The organism is Mesorhizobium sp. B2-3-13 (assembly GCF_006442195.1).
Lineage (GTDB): Bacteria > Pseudomonadota > Alphaproteobacteria > Rhizobiales > Rhizobiaceae > Mesorhizobium > Mesorhizobium salmacidum.
This window is the reverse complement of the sequence record NZ_VFVQ01000045.1, coordinates 1-10,468: the sequence shown is the minus strand read 5'-3', so window position 1 is coordinate 10,468 and position 10,468 is coordinate 1. Positions and strand designations below refer to the sequence as shown.

Here is a 10,468-nt window from a genome sequence, read left to right as displayed (position 1 = left end):
CAAGGCGGCCCGATCGCCTTTCAAAAAACGCCCATGCATCACGTGCGCCAAATATCGGCTCCCGTGCAAAGGCCTCGATATGCGCGACACGTTCTTCTTGGCTGATCACCATGGCCGTATTCCTCTGGATTTCCTGAGGAAGCAACCGGACAGCGCCTGAAATGTTCCAACCCGGATGTCGTCAAACTCGGCCAAGTCGAACACTTCATCCAAGACCGCGATTCGATACGCTTCTTGCCTTCAGGCGCTCTTCGCCCGCTCCCCCTTGCGCACTGATGCGCCAGCGAGGTCCAGCTGTTGGTCGGGGCGAGGTGGCGATAGAGCAGGCCGAGCGCATCTGACTTCCTGAGGTCGAGAAGGCCTCGTCGCTCAATGTGTTGAAGGCCGCCTCGTCGATCACCTGGAAATCGGTGAGGTTGAGCACTTCGCCGCCTTCCAGCGTCACTTTGCTCTCTCGCGGCGAAAACAGGCCGTGCGCAGGGATCAATATCATCGAGCAACCAGCTTGATTGTCCGCACCCGCAGTGCTCCGTTGCCGATTGAGGCATACGGAGACGTTTCATGACGGGTTTTGTCGACCGCCAGCGCGCCACGCATTTGATGCAACGCGCCGGCATGGCGGCGCTGGTGCTCTGCGCGCCCGAGGCCTTCCACTATGCGACCGGCGCGTCGATCGGCCCGGCCGGCCTGTTCCGGCGCGCCGGCGCCGGCTTCGTCGTCATCCCGGCCAGACAGGACCTGCCGATCGGCGTCGTGGTCGCGGACTTCAACCCCGCGCAGTTGCGGACCGCCGCGCCCGAGATGGTTGTGCGTTCGCACCCGATCTGGATCGAGTCCGCGCCGGTCGGGACAGGACCTGCCGGGCTGGCGGAGCGCATCGAGGCCGGGCTGGCCTCGCTCGGTCGCGCGCCGGATTTTTCGCGTCCCGCCACCTTCGACCTCGCCGGCTCGGTGCGCCAGCTGCAAGCCATGCTCATCGATTTCGGGCTGGAGCGCGCCACGCTCGGCCTCGACCTCGACTTCATTCCCGCCGCCGATTTTGCGGCCATCCAGGCGCTGCTGCCGGATTGCCCTGTTGTCGACGGGTCGTCCGTGCTGGACCGGCTGCGCGCCGTCAAGTCGCAGCGCGAGATCGACCTCCTGTGGCAAGGCATCATCTTGTCCGAAGCCGGGCTGGAGCGGCTGCAGGTCGACGCCATGGCCGGCATGCGCCAGGGCGACCTCGTCGCGCTCTACCGGCAAGGCGTCGCCACTGCGGCGGCCGGCTTGTCTCATCCGGTCATCACGGCCGAATATATGACGCTCGGTGCCCGGGCCAAAGGCGCCGACGCCAGGGCCGTGGCTGGCGATCCGCTGAAATGCGACATGGTCTGCACGGTCGGCGGCTACGCCTCCGATATGTCGCGCAACTTCACCTTCGGCCCGCCCCCGGCGGATCAAGCGGAGCTGCACGCCATTGCCGAGCGCGCCTTCGAGGATGGCCTGGCCGAGCTTGTCCCCGGAAACACGCTCGCCCATGTCCACCGCGTCGCCACCGAAAGCCTGGCGCGGCAAGGCCTGCGCTCCTACCGTCGCGGCCATTTCGGCCACGGCGTCGGCCAGTCGGTCTTTTCCGAACAATGGCCGTTCATCGCCGCCGACAGCGATATCGCGATCGAGGCCGGCATGGTGCTGGCCTTCGAGATCCCGCTCTACATCGACGGCCTCGCCAGCTTCAATCTCGAGGACCAGTTCCTGATCACGCCGGATGGACCGGTAGTGATGAACCGGCTGCCGAGGCGGCTAGAGGTGATTGGATAGGGAGGCAGGGGTTGGCGCGCTTGCGTTGCCCATTGCGAGGCAGCACTCTACGGAACTCGGCGGTGATGCCTGGGCACGCATCGGCTGCAACGGTGCCGGGTGCATGGAACGACAGCGTACAGACATGATAAGAAATCGGGCCGAAAGCGGGCTAGGGAAGATCGACTTCATGACCGTTGCTGCCAGACATCCGATTGCCGTGCCCGAATATGCCGACACGTTGAAGCTGACCGCCTCGCGCTTCGCCTTCCCGGCAATGATCGACGTCTTGGCGGTAGCCTCGGCCTACAAGCTCGCCGGCCCAGCCCGCGAGACCGTGCGCCGCATCAAATACAACGCCCAGATCCACCGCACGGGCAAGGAAATGGAGCCGCTGGGAGACTAGTCGCTCTCCCCATCACTATACCGGGAGAAGGTGCCGGCAGGCGGAAGAGGGGCAGCGCCGACTTCGACCGTCCCAATACACGGATTGGACTTATACAAGAGGGAAGAAATGCTCGAAATGTCACCATCCAAACAGGCGGCCGCATGGCTCGAATCCCTGGCGCACGCGCTTGAATCCGGCGACGTGTCGGCCGCAAGCAACCTGTTCGTCGACGATTGCTACTGGCGCGACCTGCTGACCTTCACCTGGAACATCACCACCATGGAAGGCCGCGACGCCATCGCCGATATGCTGAAGTCGACGCTGGCGACGACCAGGCCGGCCTCGTGGCAGATCACCGGCGAGGCGACCTCGGATGAAGGCACGATCGAGGCCTGGTTCACCTTCGAAACGGCGGTGGCCACGGGACAAGGCATCATGCGCCTGCGCGATGGCCGCTGCCGCACGCTGTTCACGGCGATGACCGACCTGAAAGGGTTCGAGGAGCGCAAGGGCGCGACGCGGCCGCTCGGCGTGCGCCACAAGGCGGACCCGGAACGCGAGACCTGGTCGGAAGCGCGGGCGCGCGAGACGCGCGAGCTTGGCGCCTCCGAGCAACCCTATTGCCTGGTCATCGGCGGCGGCCAGGGCGGCATCATGCTCGGCGCACGGCTGCGTCAGCTCGGCGTGCCCACCATCGTCATCGAGAAGAACGATCGGCCAGGCGATTCCTGGCGCAACCGCTACCGCACGCTCGTGCTGCACGATCCGGTCTGGTACGATCATCTGCCCTACATTCCATTCCCCGACAATTGGCCCGTCTTCACGCCCAAGGACAAGATGGGCGACTGGCTGGAAATGTACACGCGCGTCATGGAGCTGAATTACTGGGGCGCCACCAGGTGCCTCAGCGCCAGCTACGACGAGGTGGAGAAAGAATGGACCGTGGTGGTCGACCGCGCCGGCCAGCGCCTCACGCTGAAGCCCAAGCACATCGTCTTCGCCACCGGCGCCTATGGTCCGCCGCGCAAGATCGAGCTGCCGGGCGCGGACCAGTTCGAGGGCGAGCTGCTGCACTCCAGCCAGTATGCCAGCGGCGAGAAATTCCGCGGCAAAAAGGTCGCCGTCATCGGCGCGGCCAGTTCCGGGCACGATGTCTGCGTCGACCTCTGGGAAAGCGGCGCCGACGTCACCATGATCCAGCGTTCGCCGACCACCGTGGTGAAGTCGGACACGCTGATGCAGGTCGGCTTCGAAATCTTCTCCGAGGATGCGCTGGCGCGCGGCATCACCACGGAAAAGGCCGACATGATCGTCGCCTCGACGCCGTTCGCGCTGGTGCCCAAGGGCCAGCGCGCGCTCTACGACGTCATCCGCGCGCGCGACGCCGCATTCTACGAGCGTCTCGCCGCGTCCGGCTTCGCGCTGGATTTCGGCGACGACGAGACCGGCCTTTTGATGAAGGCCTACCGCACCGGCTCGGGCTATTACATCGATGTCGGCGCGTCCGACCTGATCATCGACGGCAAGATCGGCATCCGCAGCGGCGTCGCGGTAAAATCGCTGGCAGCCAAAGGCATCCTGTTCGAGGACGGCAGCGAGATCGAGGCCGATGCCATCATCGCCTGCACCGGCTACCAGTCGATGAACGAGAACGTGGCGGCTCTCGTCTCGCGCGAGGTCGCCGACAAGGTCGGCCCGTGCTGGGGCCTCGGCTCCGGTGTCAAGGGCGACCCCGGCCCCTGGCAAGGCGAATTGCGCAACATGTGGAAACCGACGGCGCAGGAAGCATTATGGTTCCACGGCGGCAATCTGGCCCTGTCGCGGTTCTATTCGAAATACGTGGCGCTGCAGATCAAGGCGCGGATGGAGGGGATCGAGACGCCGGTGTACGGGGCGCCGGGCCTCTAGCTTCTTCCTTCTTCCACAGGGGGAGAAGGGAAGACCGCACAGCCTCACTCATGCCCATGCCCGAAATGCCGGGTCGCCACCTCGACATGGGTATGCGCGGCATGCGCTTCGAAACGCTCGGTCTCGCCAAGGTCATTCGCCGCTTCGTTCGGCCACCAGGTGCCGCCAATGACGATGCCTTCCGACATCAGCCGCTGGTCGGCGACCAGCGAGACGCCGACCGCGTCGACGAAGGTGAAGCGGCCCGGACGCTGCCGCAGCACGGCGACATCACCCGCCGTGCCGACCGCCAGCGTGCCGAGATCGGGCCGCGCGATCGCCCGCGCCGGCGCTTGCGTCGCGGCGCGCAAAACCTCGACCAGCGGCATGCCGAGCGCCATCAGCTTCGACATGCACACCAATATGTCGAAGGCCGGCCCGTCGACGCAGTAGAGATGCACATCGCTCGAGATGACGTCGGGCGCCAGACCTTCTGCGAGCATGGCGCGGGCGACGTCGAAATCGAACGAGCCCATGCCGTGACCTAGATCGAAGATGACCCCGCGCTCGCGCGCCAGCCACATGTCGGGCCGCACCATGCCGGAGGCGAACACCGGCGCATTGGGGAACGGCCGAAAGCAATGGGTGAGGATGTCGCCCCGGCGCAGGCGCGGCAGCACTTCGGAGCGGCCGGGCGGCGGCTCGTCTATATGCGCCATCAGCGGCAGCCCGGCCTTGTCGGCGGCTTCCAGCGCCAGATCGACCGGCGCGATGCCGCTGGTGCCGCCGGCATGCTTGCCGGAGCGCACCTTGACGCCGACGACGACGTCGGCGTGCTCGCGCACCGCCGCCACCACCTCGCGCGGTTCGCAAAGCCGGAGATCGCTGCATTCGCCGACCGACACAGTCTGCGAGAAGCCGAAAATGCCGGCAAAGGAAATGTTGACATAGGCCAGGATGCGCACCTTGGAGCGCTCCATGACATGACGGCGGAAGCCGAGGAAATTGCCCGCACCCGCGCTGCCGGCATCGATGAAGGTGGTGGTTCCGCTCTTGGCGGCGAGCCTGTCGGCATCGACGCCGAGCGAGGTGCCGCCCCAATAGACGTGGCTGTGCAGGTCGACCAGACCGGGCGCGACGATGCAGCCGGACGCGTCGACCACCTGCGCGGCGCTGGTCACGGGGATGTCGGCATCGACAGCGGCGACACGGCGGTTGGCGATGGCGACATCGCGTGGCGCGTCGATGCCGGACGCCGGATCGATCAGCCGTCCACCCTTCAGCAGGAGGTCGAATTGCATGGAGATGCCTCCGCCTTGTTACTTTGCCTTTCAGACCGGCCTGTACGCGACGGCCTCGACTTCGATCTTGATGTCGATCATCAGCCGCGATTCGACCGTGGTGCGCGCCGGCGGGTTCTTCGGGAAGTGCCTGGCATAGACCGCGTTGAAGCCGCCGAAGTCGCGCGCGTCCTCCAGCCAGACGGTGGTCTTGACCACGTCCTCCATCGTACAGCCGGCTAGCGCCAGCGCGGCCTTCACATTGGCGAGCACCTGCTCGGTCTGTTCCGCAATGCCGCCCTTGACCACGATGCCGTCGCCGCCGACCGGAACCTGGCCCGAGACAAAGACGAAATCGCCGGCCCGCACGGCGGGCGACAGCGGCACATGGGACGTTCCAAAAGTCTGCTTGGGCAAGGGATGGCCTCCTCCGGTGACATGGCAAGGCACCGAGGCGGCGCCCGCTTCGGGACGAGATTTACCGCGATCGGGGTGATCCCGATAGGGCCCTTGTTGGAAAGCAACATCCTTCTAAATCCGTGTTGCTTTATTACAGAAGCGCTTGCATCGTGCGCTGCCGGACGGGCTCGACGCCACGACGGACAGACGCCCTTGCGAGACCGGAGACCCCGACGATGACCTTCGACAAGAACCCGTTTCCTTCCGGCGACGCCGACCGCCACGCGCTGTGGGAGATGCTGGTGCGGCGCGACATCGACGCCTTCATCGGTCAGGACTGGTCCATGGTCGAGAACGACTTCGTCGCCGAAAGCTTCTTCGGCATGCACGCGCATTTCCTCGGCAACGCCGATGCCTGGCGGCTGCAATTCCCGCGGCTGGAGATCTATCGCGACGAGTGGCTGCGCCAGGCCAAGGAGACGGCGGCGACCAAATTCGCCGAGCCGTTGCGCGAGGCGCTGTTTCGCGTCACCAATCTGCGCGACATCGATGTCGACGGCGACCGCGCCGTGCTGCACAAGAAGTTCGACGGCAGCGTCGCCAAGGCGGATGGCAGCGTCGACCGGCTGAAATGGCAGACGCTGTATTTCTGCCGGAAGGTCGGGGCGAACTGGAAGATAGCCGGCTTCGTCGGCTACATGCCGTATCCACTGGGCGGCTAGCCGAGGCGCCGGCTGATTGCCGTGCGCCCGCACGGCAATCAGTACAGCGTGATGATAGCCGGCAGCAGTCCGCTTTCCCGGAGATACTCGATGAGTTCGATGATCGGGAAGATGGCGAGGAAATAGAGCCCGTCGAAAAAAGTGCGCTTCAACGCGCGCGTCGAGAACTGCAGCTCGTCACTGTCGCGGTAGAGCAGCGGGTTCGGCCAGAACCGGGGCGTCGCCTTGATATAGGCTGAATAGGCCGGGCCGAACTTGCCCAGGAGATATTCGGCTTCCTTGCGCGCCGTGACGCGGAAGATCAGGAAGCTGGCGACGCCGAGTGCGGCGGCGGCCACCAGCGACCCATAGAGCAGACCGATACCGACCGCACCGACCGTCGAGAAGAAGTAGAGCGGGTTCTGGGTCATCGAGAATGGACCCGCCGAAACCAGCTCCTCATTCTTCTTGCCGCCGACATAGAGGATGCTCCACAGCCGGCCGGCGACGCAGGCGAGCACCAGGCAGAAGCCGAATAATTCGAGCGTTTCGTGGCCGTTCGAGCCTTCGCTGAGCGCCGGTTTGGTCAGGAACAGCAGCAGCACCGCCAGCGCCGCCGCGACGCGGATGAAAATCAGCCGCTTGCGCTGGACGAAAGCCTTCGAAACCGGCTTGAGGGAGGCGTAGGTCATTGGTGTTTTCCTGGGGCGCTCTATACGAGCCCGGCCACTGGGGCACGCCATTGATGGCGGATGCAAGGCATTCATCCTCTAACAGCGCACCACGCGGCATTCGTAAAGACCTTTTGCGCCAGGCAAAGCCATCCTTACGAATTTGTATGCCGCCAGACAGGCTGGAGTGAAGTCGCTTGCCTATTGTCCGGATGCCGGATCGCCGCCGCAACATCGACATCGGGACACTTGCCATGCTCGCGCCCAACACACACCCCGCCGCACCAAGCCACAACCGGGTTCCCGACGTCACCCTCGACTTCTGGCTGGTCAAGCTGATGGCGGTGACCATGGGCGAGACGGCGGCGGATTATCTCGCCGTCAACCTCGGCCTTGGGCTGACCGCCACCTCGCTGATCATGACCGGCGTCCTGATCGTCGCCCTCGTCCTGCAGTTCACGCGGAAACGCTACGTGCCCTGGGCCTACTGGCTGGCGGTGGTGCTGATCAGCGTCGTCGGCACGCTGGTCACCGATAACCTCGTCGACAATTTCGGCGTACGCCTGCAGACCACGACGATTGCCTTTTCGGTTGTGCTCGCGGCGACGTTCGCGGTCTGGTACGCGAGCGAGCGTACGCTTTCGATCCACACCATCTTCACGACCAGGCGCGAGATCTTCTACTGGCTGGCGATCCTCTTCACCTTCTCGCTGGGCACCGCCGCCGGCGATCTTGTCGCCGAAACCTTCGACATGGGTTATCTGACCACGGGGCTGCTGTTCGGCGGCGTGATCGCGCTCATCGCGCTCGCCTATTATCTCGTCCACCTGAACGCCGTTCTGGCCTTTTGGCTCGCCTATATATTGACGCGTCCGCTGGGTGCCTCCTTCGGCGATTGGCTGTCGCGGCCGGCCGAACATGGCGGTTTGGGTTTCGGCACCATTTTCACCAGCCTGATCTTCCTCGGCTGCATCATCGCCCTGGTCCTCTCCATGACATTGAGGCAAACCGCCGGCGATGCCGACGAGATCCTGCTGGAATCGGACTGAGCCGCCGCCGGGCCCTGCGGCGGCAGCCGGCCTTGCGACCATCCTAGGAACGGACCCGTGCCGGTGATAGCCTGTCCCCGATATCGGCAATCAACCGGAACAGCGATGCGGCTACTTCTCGTCGAGGACGACCACAGGACGGCGGACTATATCGTGCGCGGCCTGACCGAGGCAGGCCATGTCTGCGACCTCCTGCGCAATGGCCATGACGGGCTTTTCGCCGCGACCAGCGGCGGCTACGACGTGATCGTCGCCGACCGGATGATTCCGGGCCTCGACGGCCTGTCGATGGTCAAGGCTGTCCGCGCCGCCGGCGTGCGCACGCCGGCGATCTTCCTCACCTCCGTCGGCGGCATAGACGACCGCGTCGAGGGGCTCGAGGCCGGCGGCGACGACTATCTGGTCAAGCCCTTCGCCTTTTCCGAGCTGCTTGCCCGCATCAACGCGCTCGGCCGGCGGCCGGCCGCGCAGGAGCAGAAGACCGTTCTGAGGGTCGCCGACCTCGAAATGGACCTCATCATGCGGCGCGTCGTCAGGCAGGGCCAGCCGATCGACCTGCAGCCGAGGGAGTTCAGCCTGCTCGAGGTGCTGATGCGCGGCGAGGGCCGCGTCATCACCCGCACCATGCTGCTGGAACGCGTCTGGGATTTTCATTTCGATCCCAAGACCAGCGTTGTCGAAACCCATATCAGCCGGTTGCGGACCAAGGTCGACAAGCCGTTCGGTACCCAGCTCATCCACACCATCCGCAACACCGGCTACAGCCTGCACGCGCCGCTCTCCCAGTGATCGCGCCATCCCGATGACCGCGACTTTCTCATGACCGCAACGTGGACCCGCCTGCTGCGCAGCACGCCGTTCCGGCTTGCCCTGACGTTCGCCTTCCTGTTCATGCTGGCCTTTGTGCTGGCGGGCGCCATCGTCTACCAGATGATGAGCGCCGACCTTGCCGAGCAGCTGGACGACACCATCAAGGAAACCTATTCCGTCATCGCCGCGACCTATGCCGACAAGGATCTCAGGGAGTTGGTGGAGACCGTCGAAAGCCACTCCACGCGCAGCCCTGGGAAGGAGCAGCTCTTTTCGCTGACCGACGCAACCGGCAACCATATCGCCGGCAACTTCACCGCGGCGGGGCTTCCCGATGGTTTCTCGATGTTCGGCGCCGAGATGCCTGGCCTGCCGCCGGGCACCGAATACCGCGCCTATTCCGGTCCGGTCGGCGCCAACACGCTGACCATCGCCTTCAGCCTCTCCGAAACGGAGGAGCTGGAAACGATCATGCTGATGAGCTTCGGCTGGGCGACGCTCATCATCACCGGCCTGGCCGTCACCGGCGGCGCCCTGCTCGCCTCGCGCGTCCAGCGCCGTCTCGACGGCATTGCCGCCACGATGGTCGACGTTTCGCATGGCAGGCTCGACACCCGTATCCCGCTGACCGGCAAGGGCGACGACATCGACATCGTCTCCAGCCAGGTCAACGCGGCGCTCGATCGCCTGTCGGCACTGGTCGAAGGCATGAAGCAGGTCAGCGCCGACATCGCGCACGACCTTAAGACGCCGCTCAACCGCCTGCAGATGATCCTGGAGGGTGCGGCCGACAAGGCCGCGCGGCACCAGGACGTCTCCGACGATCTGGCTGACGCGCGCGCCGAGGGCCATCAGATCAACGAGACCTTCGACGCGTTGCTGCGCATCGCCCAGATCGAGGCCGGCGCGCGCAAGGCGCGCTTCACCGATGTCGATCCCGGCGAGATCCTGCGGACCATCGCCGAGGTCTACACCGACGTGGCCGAGGACGACGGCAAGTCGCTGTTGCCGCCGCGGCTGGAGGAGACGACGACGGGCCGGATCCACGGCGATCGCGAACTGTTGACGCAGATGGTCGCCAATCTGGTGGAGAACACGCTGCGCCATTGCCCGCCCGGCACCTCGATCAAACTGTCGGTGACGCGCCAGGGTGACCGCGTCCTTGCCAGCGTCGCCGACAACGGCCCCGGCATTCCCGCCGGCGAGCGCGAAAAAGTGTTTCAGCGGCTCTACCGGCTGGACCACAGCCGGTCGACGCCGGGCAGCGGTCTCGGCCTCAGCCTCGTCCGGGCGATCGCCGACCTGCACGGCGCGACCATCACGCTCGAGGACTGCCGGCCTGGGCTGGCCGTGGTGGTGAGTTTTCCCTTGGCGACGGATTAACTTCGGAAGTTGGCGAAACCCGGTGTAACGGCCTCCCCCCTTGCGGCAGGGGAATCGCATATGGCGTTTTGGGAGTTGAAATTGGTCTGAGAAGAGATTCTTTGGGAAGGCAGTCCAGCGA

Annotated in this window: 11 protein-coding genes; 7 read left to right on the top strand and 4 right to left on the bottom strand. The window is 65.1% G+C overall.

Going from position 1 to position 10,468, the window contains the following annotated elements:
* Window positions 1-205 precede the first annotated feature (205 nt).
* Window positions 206-445 (bottom strand): hypothetical protein, encoded by a 240-nt coding sequence (locus FJ941_RS28760; protein ID WP_246674065.1) that lies wholly within the window; start codon window positions 443-445, stop codon window positions 206-208.
* 116 nt (window positions 446-561) lie between these two features.
* On the opposite strand from FJ941_RS28760, the gene FJ941_RS28755 reads away from it, so the two are divergent.
* The 3 genes from FJ941_RS28755 (at window position 562) to FJ941_RS28745 (ending at window position 4,075) form a co-directional block, all read left to right on the top strand.
* Complete coding sequence (locus FJ941_RS28755; protein WP_140510972.1) at window positions 562-1,800, top strand: Xaa-Pro peptidase family protein; 1,239 nt, start codon at window positions 562-564, stop codon at window positions 1,798-1,800.
* 169 nt (window positions 1,801-1,969) lie between these two features.
* On the top strand, window positions 1,970-2,185 hold the full coding sequence (locus FJ941_RS28750) for a hypothetical protein (protein ID WP_246674064.1): 216 nt from the start codon (window positions 1,970-1,972) through the stop codon (window positions 2,183-2,185).
* A gap of 108 nt (window positions 2,186-2,293) precedes the next feature.
* Window positions 2,294-4,075, top strand: coding sequence for an NAD(P)/FAD-dependent oxidoreductase (locus FJ941_RS28745; protein WP_140510970.1), 1,782 nt, complete (start codon window positions 2,294-2,296; stop codon window positions 4,073-4,075).
* 44 nt (window positions 4,076-4,119) lie between these two features.
* Here FJ941_RS28745 and FJ941_RS28740 read toward each other — a convergent pair whose 3' ends face one another.
* Window positions 4,120-5,355 carry an amidohydrolase/deacetylase family metallohydrolase gene (locus FJ941_RS28740; RefSeq protein WP_140510968.1) on the bottom strand — a complete coding sequence of 412 codons (1,236 nt, stop codon included), beginning with the start codon at window positions 5,353-5,355 and terminating at the stop codon, window positions 4,120-4,122.
* 30 nt (window positions 5,356-5,385) lie between these two features.
* Complete coding sequence (locus FJ941_RS28735; RefSeq protein ID WP_140510966.1) at window positions 5,386-5,751, bottom strand: RidA family protein; 366 nt, start codon at window positions 5,749-5,751, stop codon at window positions 5,386-5,388.
* Window positions 5,752-5,969: 218 nt separating this feature from the next.
* Here FJ941_RS28735 and FJ941_RS28730 point away from each other — a divergent pair, with 218 nt between their 5' ends.
* Window positions 5,970-6,455 carry a hypothetical protein gene (locus FJ941_RS28730; protein WP_140510965.1) on the top strand — a complete coding sequence of 162 codons (486 nt, stop codon included), beginning with the start codon at window positions 5,970-5,972 and terminating at the stop codon, window positions 6,453-6,455.
* Between the two features lie 38 nt (window positions 6,456-6,493).
* On the opposite strand, the gene FJ941_RS28725 is transcribed toward FJ941_RS28730, so the two are convergent.
* Window positions 6,494-7,126, bottom strand: a complete 633-nt coding sequence (locus FJ941_RS28725) for an isoprenylcysteine carboxylmethyltransferase family protein (RefSeq protein WP_140510963.1) — start codon at window positions 7,124-7,126, stop codon at window positions 6,494-6,496.
* A 233-nt stretch (window positions 7,127-7,359) separates the two neighbouring features.
* On the opposite strand from FJ941_RS28725, the gene FJ941_RS28720 reads away from it, so the two are divergent.
* The 3 genes from FJ941_RS28720 (at window position 7,360) to FJ941_RS28710 (ending at window position 10,347) form a co-directional block, all read left to right on the top strand.
* The gene (locus FJ941_RS28720) at window positions 7,360-8,154 is read left to right on the top strand and encodes a hypothetical protein (protein WP_140510974.1); all 795 of its coding nucleotides are present in this window, start codon (window positions 7,360-7,362) and stop codon (window positions 8,152-8,154) included.
* 105 nt (window positions 8,155-8,259) lie between these two features.
* A complete protein-coding gene (locus FJ941_RS28715) occupies window positions 8,260-8,943 on the top strand; it encodes a winged helix-turn-helix domain-containing protein (RefSeq protein ID WP_140510961.1) in 684 nt (227 codons plus the stop codon).
* A gap of 30 nt (window positions 8,944-8,973) precedes the next feature.
* Window positions 8,974-10,347, top strand: coding sequence for a HAMP domain-containing sensor histidine kinase (locus tag FJ941_RS28710; RefSeq protein ID WP_140510959.1), 1,374 nt, complete (start codon window positions 8,974-8,976; stop codon window positions 10,345-10,347).
* The last annotated feature ends 121 nt before the right edge of the window (window positions 10,348-10,468 follow it).

What these genes read in the sequence shown, in the direction of transcription:
- FJ941_RS28755 (WP_140510972.1), top strand. Translation starts at nt 562, where the DNA reads ATGACGGGTTTTGTCGACCGCCAGCGCGCCACGCATTTGATGCAACGC.
- FJ941_RS28750 (WP_246674064.1), top strand. Translation starts at nt 1,970, where the DNA reads ATGACCGTTGCTGCCAGACATCCGATTGCCGTGCCCGAATATGCCGAC.
- FJ941_RS28745 (WP_140510970.1), top strand. Translation starts at nt 2,294, where the DNA reads ATGCTCGAAATGTCACCATCCAAACAGGCGGCCGCATGGCTCGAATCC.
- FJ941_RS28740 (WP_140510968.1), bottom strand. Translation starts at nt 5,355, where the DNA reads ATGCAATTCGACCTCCTGCTGAAGGGTGGACGGCTGATCGATCCGGCG.
- FJ941_RS28730 (WP_140510965.1), top strand. Translation starts at nt 5,970, where the DNA reads ATGACCTTCGACAAGAACCCGTTTCCTTCCGGCGACGCCGACCGCCAC.
- FJ941_RS28725 (WP_140510963.1), bottom strand. Translation starts at nt 7,126, where the DNA reads ATGACCTACGCCTCCCTCAAGCCGGTTTCGAAGGCTTTCGTCCAGCGC.
- FJ941_RS28720 (WP_140510974.1), top strand. Translation starts at nt 7,360, where the DNA reads ATGCTCGCGCCCAACACACACCCCGCCGCACCAAGCCACAACCGGGTT.
- FJ941_RS28715 (WP_140510961.1), top strand. Translation starts at nt 8,260, where the DNA reads ATGCGGCTACTTCTCGTCGAGGACGACCACAGGACGGCGGACTATATC.
- FJ941_RS28710 (WP_140510959.1), top strand. Translation starts at nt 8,974, where the DNA reads ATGACCGCAACGTGGACCCGCCTGCTGCGCAGCACGCCGTTCCGGCTT.